Below are 15,996 nucleotides of genomic sequence, written 5' to 3'. Positions count from 1 at the left end.
GAGAACCATGACCACCACAAGCACCGCGGCGCCGAACTGGCAGGACGCCGGCATCGCGATCCTCGGCTACGGGCACTACTACCCACCGCACCGGGAGGAGTGCGCCGCGCAGACCACCGGGGAGGGCGTCGACCCCGCCGTGGGCACCATCACCGTGAAGTCCCGGCACCGATCCAGCGCCACGGAGACCGTCGCCGACATGGCCCTCCAGGCCGCCCGGCAGGCGATCCGCGACGCCGCGGTGGCTCCGGACGAGATCGACCTGTTGATCCTGACCAACTGGACCGAGCGGCTGTACGTCCCCGATCTGGCGCCGCAGGTGGCGGCGGCGCTCGGAAGCCGTCGGGGCCTTGCCTTCGACCTGTGCGGTGCCTGCACCGGATTCGTCCACGGCGTGCAGACCGCGGCGGCCTTCCTTTCCTCCGCAGGTGACTGGCGGACGGCGCTGGTGGTATCGGCGGACCAGTTCTCCCGCCGTGTCGACCCCACGAGGTACGGCAGCGTCACCCTCGGAGACGCCGCGGGCGCAGTGGTCCTGCGGCGCGGCCCGGCGTCCCGTTCCGCGCTGCTGGATTCCCTGCTGGTGAGCGACGGCACCAGGTCCGGCGTCGTGGCCGTGCCTGCCGCGACCGGCTGGATCGAGGTCTCACCGGACCTGCCGCGGCACGCCGTTCCCGGCCAGGCGGGCGCGGCCAGGCTTCTGCTGGAGCGGAACGGGCTCACCATCGACGACATCGACTGGGTCGTACCGCATCCGGGCACTGATGCGGTCCACGGCCCGGTCCGAGAGGCGATCGGGGTCGAGCCCGGCAGGTTCGTCACCAATTTCCCCGACCGCGGCAACACCGGTTCCGCCTCCATCCCCGTCGTCCTCTCCGAGTACCTCGAATCCGGCCCGTTCCAGCGTGGTGACCTCGTGCTCGCCCTGGCAGTCGGCTCCGGCTGGTACTCGGGCGGACTGCTGTTCCGGCTGTAGGACGGGGACATCGGTGACTGCGGTCGAAAGGCCGGTCGCGCCGGCGGACTTCACCTCCGGCGGTCCGGTGCACATCTGGCACTGTGCGCTCCCGCGGGCGGTCGGCCCGGTCCACCTGAGCCTGCTGACGGCGGACGAACGGCAACGCGCGGCCAGACTGCGGACAGCCGCGAAGTCGGCACAGTTCGTCGCCACCCGGGTCGCGGTCCGGCTCGTTCTGGCCGACCTGCTGGCAACGCCCCCGCTCGCGGTCCGGTTGGGGCGCCGGCCGTGTCCCGGCTGCGGCGATCCGGGACACGGTCCGCCGGTGGTGGCGCATCCCCGGAACTCACTGTGGATCAGCATCTCCCACACCTCGGGGTGTGGTCTGCTGGCGGTCGCCGCCGATCCGGTCGGGGTGGACGTCGAACGGTACGGCGGCGTGGACGCGGAGCTTCTGGCACCGGAGGTGCTCACACCTGCGGAGCGGGCCCACATCGACGCGCTCCCGGATCCCGCACAACGAGACCGGGCCTTCCTGCGCTGCTGGACCCGGAAGGAGGCCGTGTTGAAGGGGGCCGGGGTGGGCATGGCCGCCGACCTCCGCGTCTTCGACGTTCACCCGGGCCGTGCGGGAGACGGGACGGCAGTGGAAGTCACCGGCCGGGTACCGGGTATCCGCACGCGCTGGGAGGTTCGGGATCTCCCGCTGGGGCCGGCGTGGGCGGCCGCCCTCGCCCGCCCGGCCGGTCTCTCCGGCCCCGTGCACCTGCACACTCTCACCTGGCCTTCGTGGGCCCCATAGAAGCTCCAGACCTGCCGGACCACTCGGCGATCTTCACGATGTCCGTAGCACCACAGCCGTTGTGGTCAATTGCAGGGCCCCGTCGCGCACCTCAGGCCGTTGGGTGACGCTCCGAACCGTTCACATTCAGCAGGCGCCGTCCACGAGACCACCGTGCCGACCGCCGGGCCAGGATGATCGGCCATCAGACGCCGAAGACCGGGGATGCCCAGCCGGGAGGAAACCCCGGCCGGGCATCCCCGGTCTTCGGCGTCGCCGGTCCGGCCCCGCGGTCAGGCCGCGGGAGTGCCGGTCACCAGCGGCCACAGGCGGCCCGTACCGCTCTCCACCACGTGTCGGCCGATCCGCGCGAACCAGGCCTGCTCGTTGCCGTCCTCGTCCCGCCACGACCACAGCCGGGTGGTGGCCAGGCGCAGCGGGCTGAGCTCGGTGAACCCGATCGCGCCGTGCAGTTGGTGGGCGATGCGCGTGATCTCGCCCACCGAGGCGGATGCCTGCGCGGCGGCGGCCTGGGCCGCGAAGGCGGCGCCGCCCGGGTCGCCCAGTGCGGTCGCAGCCGCCTCGACCGCCGCACCGACCAGGGCCGCCTCCTCGATCAGCTTCGCCTCCTCCTGCTTGACGGCCTGGAAGTGGCTGAGCGGACGGCCGAACTGGGACCGGGCCGCGGTGTGGGCCACCGTGAGCTCGACGCAGCGCCGCGCGGCACCCGCGATCAGCGCGGCCCGGGCCAGCCCGGCGCGCCATTCGGCCTCGGCCAGGACGGCTTCCGGGACGCGGCGGACCCGGTCGGCGGGAACCGCCGTGTCGGTCAGGACGACCCCGTCCCTGGGCTCGCCCGCGAGGTTGGCTCCCTCGAGCAGCCGGTACTCGTCCGGTTCGAGTGCGAGCAGCACCGGCCCGCCGGGCCCCTCGGTCAGCACGACCACGGCCTGCGCGGCCCGGGCCCACGGCACCCGGGAGAGCGTGCCGCTGACGTGCACCGCGTCGTCGGTGCCGGCTGCTCCCGGCGGGCCGACCCGGCTGGCCGTGTCGACGTTGGCGAACCGGACGTCGAGCGGGCCGCGGGCGAAGGTGAGCGGCCCGTCCGGCACGGCCAGCCCGGCCCGGGCCAGCAGCGGGCCGGCGACCAGCAGGGTCTCGGCGAGCGGTGCCGGGCAGCCGTGGTGGCCGGCCTCGCGGACCAGTGCGACCAGGGCGTGCGGGTCCGTGTCCGGCGGGGGCAGCGCGTCGGCCGTGGTCAGGGCGTCCCACAGGGCGCGGGCGGCAGCGGCGGGTTTGTCCAGGGCGTCGCCCGGGTGCCGGGCGAGCACGGCGGCGGGCGTACGGAGGTGATCGGTGGTCATGAGGGGAGCTCCAGGCCTCGGGTGATGATTCCGCGAAGGATCTCGTTGGTGCCGCCGCGCAGCGTGTAGCCTGGGGAGTGCAGGATCGCGGTGGCGAGCAGTTCGGGGTAGCTGCCCTTGGTGGTGTCGGTCCGGGCGGCCGTCGGGAGGATCTCCCGTACTTCGTTGACGAGTTCGCCCTCGAAGCGGGTGCCGAGGTCCTTCACCAGGGCGGCCTGCACGTCCGCCGGGCGGCCGGCCTCCAGGGCGGCGGCCACACCCAGCGACAGCTGCCGGATCGAGGACAGCCGCGCGGTCAGCCGGCCGACCCGGGTGTGCTGCTCGGGGGTGCAGGCCCCTCGCCGCAGCTGCTCGACGAGTGCCGTGAGCAGCGGCACCGTGGACAGGAACCGTTCGGGCCCGCTGCGTTCCAGTGCCAGCTCACCGGTCACCTGCCGCCAACCGTCCCCGGGCCGGCCGAGCAGGGCGTCGGCGCCGAGCTCGACGCCTTCCAGGTGGAAGTAGTTGAAGGTGTGCTCGCCGCTGAGCAGGCGGATCGGCTCGATCCGCACCCGCGGGTCGCGCAGGCCGACGATGAACTGGCTGAGCCCGGCGTGGCGGTCGCCGGACTCGTCGTCGGTACGGGCGAGCACGATGGCGTAGTCGTTCAGGTGGGCGCCGCCGGTCCACGTCTTGGTTCCGGTCAACCGCCAGCCGTCGTCGGTCCGTTCCGCCCGGGTCCGGACCGCCGCCAGGTCCGAGCCGGCGTGCTGCTCGCTCATGCCGATGGAGAAGAAGCACCGGCCGGCGGCTATTCGCGGCAGGAAGCGGCGGCGTTGCTCTTCGGTGCCGTGACGCAGGATCGACGGGCCGGCCTGCCGGTCGGCGACCCAGTGGGCCGAGACCGGTGCGCCGGCCGCGAGCAGCTCCTCGATGACGACGTAGCGTTCGAGGTTGCCGCGCCCACCGCCCCCGTACTCCTTGGGCAGTGCCATGCCGACCCAACCGCGCTCGGCGAGCCGGCGGGTGAAGCCCGGGTCCCAGCCGGTCAGCCAGGAGTCGGGGCGGCCCATGACCGTTCCGGCGGCGCGTTCCTCGGCGAGGAAGTCCCGGACTTCCCGTCGGAGCCGCTGTGTTTCGGGCCGTAGCTGGACGGCGCGGGCGCCGGTGGTGGGCGGGGTCATCGCGGTGCTCCTCTGGTCGTGGGCGGGGTCAGTTGCCCGTGAAATGCGGGGTGCGGCGCTCCCGACGGGCCTGGACGCCCTCGCGGAAGTCGGCGGTGGCGGTCGTCACCGGCTGTGCCAGGGACTCCCAGGCCAGGGCCTGCTCGACGGTCATCAAAGGGCGGTTCAGACCGTCCTTGGTCAGCCGCACCGCGAGCGGCGCCGCGGCGGCGATGCCGTCGGCGACCGCGAGTGCGGCGGCGAGCACCCGGTCCGCGGGCAGTGCCTGGTGGACCAGGCCGATCGCGGCGGCCTCGGTGCCGTCGACGAGCCGTCCGGTGAGCAGCAGTTCGCGCGCGCGCGGCAGGCCGACCGCTTCGGCGAGCAGCGCGGTGGTGGCCATCCCGGGGTGCAGGCCGAGGCGGACGAAGGGTGCGCCGAGCTTCGCGTCCGCGGCGGCGTACCGCAGGTCGCAGGCCAGGGCGAGGGCGAGTCCGGCGCCGATGGCGTGGCCGCCCACGGCGGCGATGGTGGGCACGGGCAGGTCACGGACGGCCAACCAGGCCCGGTAGAAGGCCGCGAGATGGGCCCGGGCCGCCGCGATGCCGAGGCCGTGCCCGGCGGCCAGGTCGCCGAGGTCGGCCCCGGAGCAGAACGCGGGGCCGGTGCCGGTCACCACCACGGCCCGCAGGTCGGGGGTCCCGCTCAGGGCCTGTACGGCGGCGCGCCACTGCTCGGTGAGTCGGCCGGTCATCGGGTTGCGGCGGTCCGGGTCGGTGAGGGTCAGCACTGCGACCCCGTTCGGTCGGTGTTCGACGTGCAGGGGTTCCTGCTCGGTCATGACGGCTGCTCGATTCGTGGTCGACGGCTGGTCAGGAGGCGGGGTGGAAGCCGATCTCGGCGAGCACTTCCTCGGTGTGCTGCCCGATCCGGGGACAGTGCCGGTGCAGGCCGGCCGGGGTCCGCGAGAAGCGCACGGGCTGGCCGATCAGGTGGTAGCCGCCCTCGGTGGGGTGCTCGGCCCGCTGGAGAAGGCCACCCTGCCGGGCGTACCCGCTGGTGGCGGCCTCGGTCAGGCTGAGCACCGGCGCGGCCGGGATGCTGACCGAGTCGCAGAACCGCTGCCACTCGGCGTTGCTGTGCCGGGCGGCGAACTGCCCGGCCAGTTCGTACAGTTCGTCGGCGTGGCGGGCCCGGTCGCCGAGCGAGCGGAAGCGGGGGTCATCGGCGAGCTCGGGGTGGCCGACGAACGCGAAGAAGTCCCGCCAGTTGCGGTCGCTGTAGGGCAGGATGCACATCCAGCCGTCCGCCGTGCGGGAGGCCCGGCGCCGGGAGCTGAGCGCGCGCGGGTAGCCGATCGGCCCCTCCGGCGGGTCGAGGGTGGCCGCCGCCAGGTGCTCGACCAGGTTGAAGGCCAGCATGGTGTCCGCCATCGGCACCTCGACGTGCTGGCCGGCGCCGGTGGCGTTCCGGTGGTGCAGCGCGGCCAGTACGGACTGCGCGATGACCAGGCCGCAGACCTTGTCGACCAGCACGGTGGGCACGTAGTACGGCTCGCCGCTGACCTGCTCGTTGAGCCACACCAGGCCCGAGGCGGCCTGCACGATGTCGTCGTAGGCCGCGTGGTTGCCCAGGGCCGAATCGCTGCGGAATCCCTGGGCGTTGGCGTACACCAGCCCCGGGTTGACCGCGGCGACCTCGTCGTAGCCGAGTCCGAGGCGGGCCAGCGCGTGCGGGCGGACGTTGGTGATGAACACGTCCGCGGTGGCGATCAGGGCCAGCAGTGCGTCGCGGCCGTTCGGGGCCTTAAGGTCGATCGCGACGCTGCGCTTGTTCCGGTTGAGGTTGAGCGCGCCCGCCCCCATGCCGGAGTGGCGCTGCGGGGGGAGGTGCCGGGTCATGTCCCCGGTCGGCGGCTCGACCTTGATCACGTCGGCGCCCAGGTCGCCCAGCTGCTGGGCCGCGTACGGTGCCATGATCACGCTGGCCAGCTCGACCACGCGCACTCCGGCGAGCGGGCCCGCCCCCCGCTCCTGTTCTGGCGACATCGCTGCCCTCCGGTGTCATTGGGAACCGGCCGGTCGCCGGTTGACATGCCATCAGTCAACTCTGGGGGAATTCATATCGTCCAATACTTCCTGACGTGCCATTCCATATGCTGTGCCATATGGAACTGACACAGCGACTCCTCGAACAGTTCGTCGTGCTCGCCGAGGAGCAACACTTCGGACGGGCCGCCGATCGGCTCACCATGCGCCAGCCGCCGCTCAGCCAGGCGATCCAGCGACTGGAACGCGTACTCGGCGTCAGCCTGTTCGAGCGCGGGCCGCGCGGCGTGCGGATCACCCCGGCCGGCCGGGCCTTCGCCGAGGACGCGCGGCGGCTGCTGGAGGCCCAGGCCGCCGCCGTGGACCGGGCCCGGCGCGTCGCCAGCGGACGGGAGGGCGAGGTGCGGCTCGGCTTCATCAGCAGCCTCGGCTATCACTACGTGCCCGATCTGCTGCGCCGAGCCCACACCGAACTCCCCGGGCTGCGGCTGCAGTTGCGTCAGCACCCCTCGGTCGAGCTGATCGCGATGCTGCACGCCGGCGCGCTGGACCTCGCCCTGGTCCGGCTCCCGATCTCGGGCAGCGACGAACTGACGGTCAACCAGGTGGGCGTCGAGCGGCTGATCGCCGTGCTTCCGGAGCACCACCGGCTCGCCGCGCAGGACTCGCTGGCGCTGGCGGACCTCGCCGACCACGACTTCGCCGTACTGCGCCCCGGCGCCCTGCCGGGGCTCGCCCAGCAGGTCGCGCTCGCCTGCGCCCAGGCAGGCTTCACCCCCCGGCCGCTGGGACAGGCCGACGACCTGCCCGGCCTGCTCAGCTACGTCGCCGCCGGCCTCTGCGTGGCCCTGGCGCCGGAACAGGTGCGCTCGCTCGGCCTGTCCGGTGTGGTCCACCGTCCACTGCGCGGCAGTTCGCCGCACCTTCGGACGGCGATCGCCGCCGTGCACCGGTCGGACAGCGGTGACGCGGCGGTCCAGCGGGTGGTCGGGCTGTTCGGCTCGCCCGCCCTCACACCCGAGGCGTAGCGTCCGGTGGCCTGCGCGAGGACCGGCCGGGACGAACCGCTGGGCCGCCCGGGCCCGTTCGGCCGCTCTCCGCGGACGTGCCGAGCAACGGGGCGGAACCCGGCGCGTACCGGCGTGGCGGATCCGGCCGGACGGCTCACGGTGTGAATCCCCCTGGTGAACAGCCTACTTGCGAAGAAACGGCCCGCCGCCGAGCCGGGCGAGCAGCTCGGGGTGACCGGCCAGGGCCTCGGTCAGCACCTGCTTGCCGAACGGCGCGTAGCTCGCGGTGTCGGTGGCGGCCCAGTCGATCCCGCCGAACGGCGGCTGCGGGTCGTACTCGATCAGCAGCTGCACCTGCCGGGCGGCGTCCTCTCCGGCCAGTCGGCCGGCCAGGTGCAGCGCCATGTCGATGCCGGCCGCGACACCCGCGGCCGTGACGTACCGTCCGTCCTCGACCCAGCGGTCGGCCACCGGGGTCGCGCCGAAAGGGACGAGCAGGTCGCGGAACAGCCAGTGCGTGGTGGCCTTGCGCCCCTCCAGTAGCCCGGCGGCGGCCAGCAACAGCGAGCCGGTGCAGACCGAGCCGACCACCGACGCGCCTGAGGCGGCCCGGCGCAGCCGGGCGAGCAGCGTCTCGTCGGCCATCGCGGCGAGTGTCGGCACCAGACCGCCGGGCACCACCAGCACATCGGGGTCGGGGACTTCGTCGAAGGTGTGACTGGGCAGCACGGACAGCGGGGTATCGGTGCCCATCGACTCGATCCGCTCTCCCAGCACGACGGTCCGGATGCCCGGCACGGTGTCCGCCAGCGCGGCGCAGACCTGGAGCGGACCGACCAGGTCGAGCACGGTGATTCCCGGGTAGGCGACGAAGGCGACGGTCCGGGCCGGCTGCGCGGTCTCGGTGATGGTGGTCATGGCTGAATTCCTCGCTGGCTGCGGATGGCATCGGCGGCAGCGCTCCGGCTGCGTCCCGGTCGCGCTCCGGCCCCTCGAAGCCACCGTCGCCGCCGGCCCGGGGATGCGGCAACCGGCACCCCGTCCGGTTGTCCGGAATCCTGCGATCCCCGGCCGCCGGACCGGCGGGCGTAGGCTGGCGGCCGTGACGACGACTGCCCGCCAGGTGGTGATCATCGGCTACGACCAAGCGGACCTGCTCGACATCGCCTGCGTCGCCGACACCCTGGACGCCGCCAACCGGCTCGGCGCCGAACCCGCCTACGACCTGCGGCTGGCGACACCTCACGGCCGGCCCGTCCGCTCCTCCACCGGGCTCGTCCTGATGAGCCAGGCCGCCGTCGAGCGGGTCCGCGGCCCCCTGGACACCCTGCTGGTCGTCGGCGGCCTCGGCCATCTGACGGCGGCCGCGGACGCCGATCTCGTCTCCCACGTCCGGCGGCTGGCGGCCCGCAGCCGCCGGGTGGCCTCGGTCTGCACGGGTGCGAGCATCCTCGCCGCGGCCGGCCTGCTGGACGGCCGGCGGGCCACCACCCACTGGGCGTACGCCCGCGAACTGGCCGTCCGGCACCCGAAGGTCACGGTCGACCCGCGCCCGCTCTACCTCGTCGACGGCGACGTCAGCACCTCGGCCGGTGTGACCAGCGCGCTCGACCTGACGCTGGCCGCCGTGGAGGCCGACCACGGGCCCGAGCTGGCCCGACTGGTCGCCCGCTGGCTGGTCACCTACATGCAACGGCCTGGAAACCAGGAGCAGTTGTCCATCTACGTCAAGGACCCGCCGCCCGAGCACCGGGTCCTGCGCCGGCTCGTCCTGCACATCACCGGCCATCTCGACGCCGACCTCGGCACCGCTGCCCTCGCCGCCCGGGCTGACATCAGCGAACGGCACCTGTCCCGTCTCTTCCTCGACCGACTCGGCCAGCCTCCGGCCCGTTTCGTCCGCACCGCCCGCACCGAAGCGGCCGCCCGGCTGCTGGAGACCACCGCGCTCCCGCTCGCCGCCATCGCCGGACGCTGCGGCTTCGGCTCCACCGAGACTCTGCGCCAGGCCTTCCACGCGCACTACGGAATCTCACCCTCGGCCTACCGGCTGGCGCTCCGCGCCGGCCCGCCCTCCGCCGCGCTCCCGGCACCGTCGGAAGCGGTTCCGACGGACGCCGTCGACGGCCGCGGATGAGGACGGAGGCGCCGTAGAGGGACCGCTGCCCGGTACGCGACCGCAACCGCCGGACACCGGAGGATTCCGGGGCCCCGCCGTACGCTCCACAAGGCCACCGGGGCCGGGCCCGCAGGGCCGACGGCTCTTTCGTGGACCAGGCGTTGACGGTTCGTCACATGGAGTCACGGCGAGTCGCAGGTGCCACTGGCGCGCCTGCAGATCCGGCTGCCCCGCTCGATCGAGCTGGTGGTCTCGCTGCTGGCCGTCCTGAAGTCCGGCGCCGCCTACGCGCCGCTGGATCTCGACCACCCGGCCGGGCGGCTGTCGTCGATCCTCGCGGACACCGATCCCGTCGTGGTGCTCACCACCGGCTCGGTCGCCGCGTCGCTGCCCGGCGAGGCGGCGACCCTGCTCCTGGACGACCCGTGTACCACCGCCCAGTTGGCGGCGCTGCCCGACGGCGACCTGCGCACCGCCCGGGCCGCCGGCCCCGCGCCGCAGGACACCGCGTACGTCATCCACACCTCCGGCTCGACCGGCCGCCCCAAGGGCGCGGCGGTCTCGCACCGCGCGATCTGCAACCGACTTCGCTGGATGCAGGACGCCTACGGGCTGACCGAGGACGACCGGGTGCTGCATAAGACCAGCAGCGGCTTCGACGTCTCCGTGCGGGAGTTCTTCTGGCCGCTGATCACCGGCGCCACCCTGGTGGTCGCCCGGCCCGGTGGACACCGGGACCCGGCGTACCTGGCCGAGCTGATGATCAGCCAGGAGGGCATCGCCACCGTCCACTTCGTGCCCGCCATGCTGAGCGCCTACCTGGCGGAACCCGGCTCGGCCCTGCCGACCCGCCTGCGGCGGATCATCTGCAGCGGCGAGGCGCTGCCCGCCGACCTGGCCACCAGGGCCGCGCAGGCGATGGGCGCGCCGGTGCACAACCTGTACGGCCCCACCGAGGCCGCCGTCGACGTCACCGCCTGCGCGCACGATCCCGGGCGGCCCGGCGCCTCCGTGCCGATCGGCCGGCCGGTCTGGAACACCCGCACCCACGTGCTGGACGCGTTCCTGCAGCCGGTTGCTCCCGGCTCGGCCGGCGAGCTCTACCTGGCCGACGTCCAGCTCGCGTCCGGGTACCTGGGGCGGCCCGCGCTGACCGCGCAGCGCTTCGTCGCTGACCCGTTCGGACCGCCCGGGAGCCGGATGTACCGCACCGGCGACCTGGTCCGGCAGTCGCCGCAGGGCGAGTTGGAGTACCTGGGCCGGACCGACCACCAGGTGAAGCTGCGCGGCCTGCGGATCGAGCTCGGCGAGATCGAGGCCGCCCTCACCGCTGACGACGGCACGTCAACCCGGGCCCAGGTTCCACTGCCACCTCCGCGTGACCACGCTCCCCATCGACCCACCGCAACCGACCAGGAGGTCCACCATGTCCGACGGCTTCGAGCCGCTCACCCGGGAGATGATGAAGGCCACCGTCCCGCTGGGTGAAGAGCCCACCGACATCCCGGACGACGACGAACTCCAGCTGCTCGGCCCGGACTCGATCCGCCTCATGCACCTCGTCGAACGCTGGCACCGGGCCGGGCTCGAACTCTCCTTCGTCGAGCTGGCGGAACGCCGCACGCTCGCCGAGTGGTGGGACCTGCTCTCCACCCGACTGCCGAGGGGTTCGCAACTCCGCCCGGGGCACGATCGGCTCCCCGCGCAGTAGGCCGAAATCGACGCCTCGATGGTGGCGGCTGGCCTCGACTCCGGCGTCCCCGAGGAGGCCGTCGCCGGCCTGGCGCAGGCCCCCTGGCCGCTCGTCAGCTACCGCGGCCGGTACGCGCCCATGGTCCCCCACCTCGGCAACGAGCAGGTACGGGTGCGCCACGACACCGTCATGTCCCGGGTCGACCGGCTCGTCGCGCGCGGGCGGGCCGAGGAGTCCCTCCGTACGGATCGCCCCCGCCGGCGGCTGGTCACGGCGGTCCACGCGCTCGCCAACGAAGCGATCACCGAGACCGGGCAGGGCCGCCTCGCCACGGAGCGGGCCTCCGACGTGCCGGCCACCGGCCCGCCCGGCCTGCCTCGTCGGTTTCCTGTCAATTATGCGTCACTGTAAGCCGGTTACTCGGTGTCAGACGGGTCGGCCATGGCACCATGGAAGGTCGGTGCGCCGACGGACGGAGTGTCCTGTGAGCAGTCTCAACAAGGGTCTGGGACGGATCGAAGTGGACCTGCAGTGGGATCCGAATCCCGCCGGTACGGTGCCCCACGACCTGGACCTGATCGGCGCGACCTACGCCACCGACACCCCGGACAGCGACCCGGTCTACCTGGTGTACTTCGACAGCCGCTCCCCCGACGGCACGATCACGCTGAACCGGGACAGCCGCGACGGCCGGGGCTTCGGCGTCGACGAGCGCATGGTCCTGGAGCTCGACCGTCTCGCGAGCCGCTACCGTAGGGTTGTCGTGGGCGTCGCGATCCAGCAGGGCGGCGGCCGGGTGACCTTCGCGGACATAGCCCACCCCGACGTCCGAATCCGGGAGCGGCGCGATCAGCTCGCGGCGGTGGACTTCGACACCGTCGGCGAGGCGACGGCGGCGCGGGTCGCGGAGTTCGTCCGGGACGACTCGGGGGTCTGGCGGTTCCGGGCCAGCGTCCGCGGCTTCGACGCCGATCCGGCCGCCTTTGCCCGGATCATGGGCAGTTGAGCAAAACCCGGGTCAAGCCTCGCGATCCCCGGAGCCCGCGATGTCCGTCCTGGTGACGTGCGACTTGTTTCGGACACATGCGCGACATGCTGCTCAACGGCACAGGAGGACAGGAAGAGCCCGCCCGCACACTGGGACCGGGTGGCGCCCCACGGGCCGGGCCGCCACGAAAGGGAGTGACCACGCCATCCTCTGCGTCAACCGCACGGGAATCCCCTGGACGTGGATAATCCGCCCTTCACGACGCGGCAACGGTGCCCACCACGGCTACTCCCGGCCCCTCCTGCCCGCCGCGGAGTCTGGGGTGGATCACGCTCCGACGGCGCCTCGCCCGCGACCCCGTTCGACATCGCCGTCCCGATCCGCCAGCACCGCGAGGTCCTCGGTGGCGCTCGCCCGGATCGGGGCGCTGGTGACCGGCGGGGCCTGAGTCAGGATCAGCTCGGTCTGCTCGTCCAGGCCCATCACGGTCACCGGGGACCGGGACGGCCACCTGACCCGAGACGGCGGCAACCGCTGCCACCACGTCATCGAGACGGCCGTCGGCCGGCACCTCGTCCTCGTCAGCTGATCCCGACCGCGCGCAGCGCCTGGTGCTGACCTGGTGCTGACTTGACGGGCCAGTAGACGTAGCAGATGCCGCCCGAACCCCCCGTGACCTGCCCGTTCGCGTCGTAGCGCTTGGTGCGCAACCAGTTGTTCTCGAACTGGCGGCGCCGGTAGACGCGGCGGACCTGGTCATCGCCGGGCGAGGCGGGGTCGTTGGCGATCACGTCGCCGTCGGGGGTGAAGCCGACCACCGCCATCAGGTGGCCGTCGGTGCCGTAACCGGCGCCGTCGAGTTCGGACTTGAGGAAGGACTGGGAGGTGATGACCGGGATGCCTGCGCGGATCAGGCGTTCGAGGTCGGTCAGGGAGGTGAGGCGGGTGATCACGGCCTGGAGGTCCGGGTAGGTAGCGGCGTAGGCGGCGTTGAAGGGCCAGTTGCCGCAGCCCCGGTACTGGTGGTCGTAGGTCCCGCGGGCGGCCTGGCAGACCTGGGGGTCGGCGTAGGCCGGGTCGATCCAGGCCAGGTCGGCGGGGACGGGACGGCGACCCCAGTACTCGATGACCATCTGGGAGGAAGTGGGGCTGCACCAGGCCTCTCCCCCGTTGTCGTACTGCGGGTACTGGCCTTTGTGGATCTCCTGTGAGTAGCGCGGGACGGCCAGTTCACGACCCGGTCCCGGTACTGAGGCCGGCACCTCGAAGCGGTCCGGCAGGTCCGAGGTCATCGCGCCCAACCGCCATACGGTGGGGGCGAGTTCGGTGCCGGGACGGCGGTACAGGGTCAGCCGCAGCGCGTACGAGGCCAGGCGCAGACCGCCGGCCGGGTCGGAAATGGCCAAGGTGTCGGTGGAGATGCGGCTTCTGCCGTCCTGCTGGTGCTCCACCGAGGTGCGGCGGATGTCCTGGTCGGAGGCGGCCCAGCGTCCCATGGTGTACCAGGGGGTGGTCTCGCCGTCGCTGTAGCTGCCGCGCAGTTCGACTGCGATCCAGGTGCCGACGGGTGTGTGGGCGTTCCAGGAGGCGACCAGCTCGGTGGCGGGGGTGGTCAACTCCCGTACGGGGCCGGTCCAGGTGGCGTACTCCCAGGTGGAGGTGGTGCCGGTGTGCGGGTCAGGGTAGTCGGTGGTGCCCACCGGGGTGGTGATGGTGATGCCCGGACGGTCGCCGTCGGCCGGGCGGGTGCCGTGGTCAGCGCCCTGGCGCCAGTCGGCGGTGGTGGTCCAGGCGTGGTACTCCACCGGGGAGCCTGGTCCGTCGGAAGCGGGGATCGGCCCGGACGCCGACATCGGCGCGGACGTCGGCGCGGATGTCGGCGCCGACGTCGGCGCGGCCCCGGACGCGGAGTGGAGCGGTGGCGCGACGGTGCCGGCCGCTGCGGCGAGTGCGGCCGTCAGCATCGTCCGCCGTGACGTGGAATCGTTCACAGTGCCGGCCTCCCAGGGCTCGCGTGGCGGCATTGGAGTACGGAGCCGGGCGCGGAGCCGCCGCTCGACCGCGCCCGGTGGCGGCTCAGTCCAGGCCGGCCCGGCGGCGGGCGACCTCGGCCACGGCCGACCAGTCCCGATCCGCGTCGCCGTGGGCGACCGCGTCCAGGAAGGCGTCGCGCAGCACTCCGCCGAAGGGCAGCGGAACGTGCTGCTCGCCGCCCGCCTCCAGGGCGAGGTTGACGTCCTTCATACCGAGGACGAGGCGGAACCCGGCCGGCTCGTAACGCCGTTCGCTGATCATCGAGCCGTAGCCGGTGTAGGCCGGGCCGGGGAAGAGGGTGTTGGTGAGCAGCTCAACCAAGTCGGCCGGCTTGACGCCGCTGGCCTCGGCCAGGCTGGTGGCCTCGGCCAGCGACTCGATGGCGCAGGCGAGCAGGAAGTTGGCGCTGATCTTGGCGGCGTTGGCCTGGTGCGGCTCGCTGCCCAGGCGCCAGGTGCGCTGCCCCATCGCGGCGAACAACGGCTCGGCCTGCTCCAGCAGCTCGTCCGGGCCTGCCGCCAGGATGTTGAGCTTGCCGGCCTCGGCCACCTCGGCGCGGCCCAGGACGGGCGCGGCGAGGTAGCCGATCTTGTGCTCGGCGTGCAGTTCGGCGGCGCGGCGGGCCAGCGGGAGCGAGATGGTGGCCATGTTGATGTGCAGCCGCGCCCGGGCGCCCTCGAGCAGGCCGGGATCGTGGAGGTTGGACTCGACCGCGCGGTCGTCCGCGAGCATCGAGACGACGATGTCGTTGCCGAAGATCCCGGCCAGGTCGGCGGCTGGCCGCGCACCCTGCTCGACCAGGGCCTTCACCGGCCCGGGCGAGCGGTTCCAGACCTGCACGGAGAAGCCCGACCGGACCAGGTTGGCGGCCATTCCGCGCCCCATCGAACCGAGTCCGACAAAGCCCACCGTGAGCGCGGCCATGGTCTCTCCCCTCGCCGTCAAAGTCATCCGCACCGGTTCGGTACGGATTGACTGTACGTCAACTGCCGCGAGAAACCGTTCGACCGGTCACTGACCGGCTGCGTCCTCGACCTCGCCCTGCGCGGACTGGTCCGGAAGCGGGACGTTGTCGGGTGAGCTGACACCGGTACCGCGGCTGCCGGAGGTGCCGGCGTCGGCTTGGCCCGCGTGGGCGCTGGGTGCCGTGAGCGAGGCGACCACCCCGACTGCGAGGGACGCGACGGCGAGCATGCTGCGCTTCTTCATGCCCTCTCCAACGAGCAGACCGCGCCGGGGTCACGCGGAGAGCCGGCCGGCTACGGATGTGCGCAGGCGGCGCTCCGGTCGCCGGCACGGGTCACGCGGAAAACGGTCGGGCCGGCACGGGTCACGCGGAAAACGGTCGGGCCGGCACCGCTCCGGCGGCTACCGTGGCCGGTATGACGAGCGATCATCTCCCCGCCCTGGACGTCGCCGCGCTGCCCAGGGCCTGCTTCGCCTTCCCCGGACCGCTCCGCGACCGGCTGGTCGACGCGATCCTGGACGGTTCGAAGACCTCCACCACCGGCCTGCGGACCGCGTACGAGCGCGAGAACGAGCCCCTGCCGCGGGTCGGCGAGCGCTTCGCGGTGGTCGACTCCGCCGACCGTCCGGTGGCCGTGATCGAGGTGACGGAGGTACGCGTGGTCCCGCTGGCCGAGGTGGACCTGGCGCACGCCGTGGACGAGGGCGAGGGCCACAGCACCGTCGCCCGGTGGCGGGCGGACCACGAGGAGTACTGGCACGGCGCGGAGCACAGGGCGGCACTGGACGATCCGGCCTTCACCGTGGACGACGCGAGCCTGGTGGTCCTGGAGCGCTTCCGGCTGGTCCGCGCACTCTGAGCCCAGCCGTGCGCCCTCCTCCGCGCCCCGCGC

Annotated in this window: 17 protein-coding genes and 1 pseudogene; 9 read left to right on the top strand and 9 right to left on the bottom strand. The window is 73.1% G+C overall.

Annotated features, from left to right (window positions below; all coding sequences use genetic code 11):
• Positions 1-7: 7 nt before the first annotated feature.
• A complete protein-coding gene (locus ABD369_RS20730) occupies positions 8-976 on the top strand; it encodes a ketoacyl-ACP synthase III (protein ID WP_344637961.1) in 969 nt (322 codons plus the stop codon).
• Between the two features lie 13 nt (positions 977-989).
• On the top strand, positions 990-1,760 hold the full coding sequence (locus ABD369_RS20725; protein ID WP_344637960.1) for a 4'-phosphopantetheinyl transferase family protein: 771 nt from the start codon (positions 990-992) through the stop codon (positions 1,758-1,760).
• Positions 1,761-2,032: 272 nt separating this feature from the next.
• Here ABD369_RS20725 and ABD369_RS20720 read toward each other — a convergent pair whose 3' ends face one another.
• From ABD369_RS20720 to ABD369_RS20705, 4 genes are read right to left on the bottom strand one after another with little or no spacing between them, the layout of a single operon-like run.
• On the bottom strand, positions 2,033-3,103 hold the full coding sequence (locus tag ABD369_RS20720; RefSeq protein WP_344637959.1) for an acyl-CoA dehydrogenase family protein: 1,071 nt from the start codon (positions 3,101-3,103) through the stop codon (positions 2,033-2,035).
• The gene (locus tag ABD369_RS20715; protein WP_344637958.1) at positions 3,100-4,266 is read right to left on the bottom strand and encodes an acyl-CoA dehydrogenase family protein; all 1,167 of its coding nucleotides are present in this window, start codon (positions 4,264-4,266) and stop codon (positions 3,100-3,102) included. The genes ABD369_RS20720 and ABD369_RS20715 overlap by 4 nt, the downstream gene beginning before the upstream one ends.
• Before the next feature lie 28 nt (positions 4,267-4,294).
• Positions 4,295-5,086, bottom strand: a complete 792-nt coding sequence (locus ABD369_RS20710) for an enoyl-CoA hydratase/isomerase family protein (RefSeq protein WP_344637957.1) — start codon at positions 5,084-5,086, stop codon at positions 4,295-4,297.
• A 31-nt stretch (positions 5,087-5,117) separates the two neighbouring features.
• Positions 5,118-6,293: a CaiB/BaiF CoA transferase family protein gene (locus tag ABD369_RS20705; protein WP_344637956.1), complete on the bottom strand. Its 1,176-nt coding sequence runs from the start codon at positions 6,291-6,293 to the stop codon at positions 5,118-5,120.
• A gap of 119 nt (positions 6,294-6,412) precedes the next feature.
• On the opposite strand from ABD369_RS20705, the gene ABD369_RS20700 reads away from it, so the two are divergent.
• Entirely contained in the window at positions 6,413-7,321 is a 909-nt protein-coding gene (locus tag ABD369_RS20700) for a LysR family transcriptional regulator (protein ID WP_344637955.1), read from the top strand.
• A 165-nt stretch (positions 7,322-7,486) separates the two neighbouring features.
• Here the strand turns inward: ABD369_RS20700 and ABD369_RS20695 are convergent, their stop codons facing one another.
• Positions 7,487-8,221, bottom strand: a complete 735-nt coding sequence (locus ABD369_RS20695) for a DJ-1/PfpI family protein (protein ID WP_344637954.1) — start codon at positions 8,219-8,221, stop codon at positions 7,487-7,489.
• Positions 8,222-8,426: 205 nt separating this feature from the next.
• On the opposite strand from ABD369_RS20695, the gene ABD369_RS20690 reads away from it, so the two are divergent.
• From ABD369_RS20690 to ABD369_RS20670, 5 genes and pseudogenes are all read left to right on the top strand, one after another.
• On the top strand, positions 8,427-9,440 hold the full coding sequence (locus tag ABD369_RS20690; RefSeq protein ID WP_425557696.1) for a GlxA family transcriptional regulator: 1,014 nt from the start codon (positions 8,427-8,429) through the stop codon (positions 9,438-9,440).
• 201 nt (positions 9,441-9,641) lie between these two features.
• Positions 9,642-10,760, top strand: a pseudogene (locus ABD369_RS20685) (amino acid adenylation domain-containing protein); the annotation flags it as partial.
• An 88-nt stretch (positions 10,761-10,848) separates the two neighbouring features.
• Entirely contained in the window at positions 10,849-11,133 is a 285-nt protein-coding gene (locus tag ABD369_RS20680) for a phosphopantetheine-binding protein (protein ID WP_344637952.1), read from the top strand.
• 18 nt (positions 11,134-11,151) lie between these two features.
• Positions 11,152-11,526 carry a hypothetical protein gene (locus tag ABD369_RS20675; protein WP_344637951.1) on the top strand — a complete coding sequence of 125 codons (375 nt, stop codon included), beginning with the start codon at positions 11,152-11,154 and terminating at the stop codon, positions 11,524-11,526.
• Positions 11,527-11,599: 73 nt separating this feature from the next.
• On the top strand, positions 11,600-12,121 hold the full coding sequence (locus ABD369_RS20670; RefSeq protein WP_344637950.1) for a TerD family protein: 522 nt from the start codon (positions 11,600-11,602) through the stop codon (positions 12,119-12,121).
• A gap of 309 nt (positions 12,122-12,430) precedes the next feature.
• On the opposite strand, the gene ABD369_RS20665 is transcribed toward ABD369_RS20670, so the two are convergent.
• From ABD369_RS20665 to ABD369_RS20650, 4 genes are all read right to left on the bottom strand, one after another.
• On the bottom strand, positions 12,431-12,595 hold the full coding sequence (locus tag ABD369_RS20665; RefSeq protein ID WP_344637949.1) for a hypothetical protein: 165 nt from the start codon (positions 12,593-12,595) through the stop codon (positions 12,431-12,433).
• A gap of 89 nt (positions 12,596-12,684) precedes the next feature.
• The gene (locus ABD369_RS20660) at positions 12,685-13,956 is read right to left on the bottom strand and encodes a peptidase C39 family protein (protein WP_425557695.1); all 1,272 of its coding nucleotides are present in this window, start codon (positions 13,954-13,956) and stop codon (positions 12,685-12,687) included.
• A gap of 223 nt (positions 13,957-14,179) precedes the next feature.
• The gene (locus ABD369_RS20655) at positions 14,180-15,061 is read right to left on the bottom strand and encodes an NAD(P)-dependent oxidoreductase (protein WP_344637947.1); all 882 of its coding nucleotides are present in this window, start codon (positions 15,059-15,061) and stop codon (positions 14,180-14,182) included.
• 87 nt (positions 15,062-15,148) lie between these two features.
• A complete protein-coding gene (locus ABD369_RS20650) occupies positions 15,149-15,346 on the bottom strand; it encodes a hypothetical protein (protein WP_344637946.1) in 198 nt (65 codons plus the stop codon).
• Between the two features lie 173 nt (positions 15,347-15,519).
• Between ABD369_RS20650 and ABD369_RS20645 the strand changes: the two genes are divergently transcribed.
• A complete protein-coding gene (locus ABD369_RS20645) occupies positions 15,520-15,963 on the top strand; it encodes an ASCH domain-containing protein (RefSeq protein WP_344637945.1) in 444 nt (147 codons plus the stop codon).
• Positions 15,964-15,996: the final 33 nt, after the last annotated feature.

Origin of the sequence: Kitasatospora cystarginea (assembly GCF_039533515.1) — a bacterium.
GTDB classification, from domain to species: Bacteria; Actinomycetota; Actinomycetes; order Streptomycetales; family Streptomycetaceae; genus Kitasatospora; species Kitasatospora cystarginea.
The sequence above is the reverse complement of the archived record's forward strand: the minus strand, read 5'-3'. Positions and strand labels throughout refer to the sequence as shown.